The organism is Kocuria sp. CPCC 205231, assembly GCF_040980965.1.
Taxonomy (GTDB): Bacteria; Actinomycetota; Actinomycetes; order Actinomycetales; family Micrococcaceae; genus Kocuria; species Kocuria rosea.
In genome coordinates, this window is record NZ_JAVKPP010000120.1 from 1 (window position 1) to 508 (window position 508).

1 pseudogene is annotated in these 508 nt (G+C 67.5%); it reads right to left on the minus strand.

Annotation, left to right across the window (positions count from 1 at the left end):
* Window positions 1–371 (minus strand): annotated as a pseudogene (narY, locus tag RF640_RS19155) (nitrate reductase subunit beta); the annotation flags it as partial.
* Between the last annotated feature and the right edge of the window lie 137 nt (window positions 372–508).

The window sequence follows — 508 nt, forward strand, 5'->3', positions numbered from 1 at the left end:
CGGGCGACGGGGAAGTCGGTGCCGGCGGGGGCGTTGGTGAGGGTCTCGTAGTCGTAGGTCCACGGCTCGTAGTAGTCGTCGAGCTCCGGCTGGACGGGGCTGGCGAACAGGCCCGCGAGCTTCGCCCAGCGCCCGCCCGACTTCAGCTTGAGGTTGCCGCGGCGGTTGAGCTCCCAGCCGCCCTTCCACTTCTCCTGGTCCTCGTACCGGCGGGGATAGCCCTGCCCGGGACGGGTCTCCACGTTGTTGAACCACACGTACTCCGTGCCGGCGCGGTTCGTCCACGCCTGCTTGCACGTCACCGAACAGGTGTGGCACCCGATGCACTTGTCGAGGGCCATCACCATGGCGACCTGGGCCATGACTCGCATCAGTACTGGACCTCCTGGGAGCGCTTGCGGACCACGGAGACGATGTCGCGCTGGTTGCCGGTGGGCCCGAGGTAGTTGAAGGCCCAGGACAGCTGCGCGTAGCCGCCGATCATGTGGGTGGGTTTGACGAGGATGCG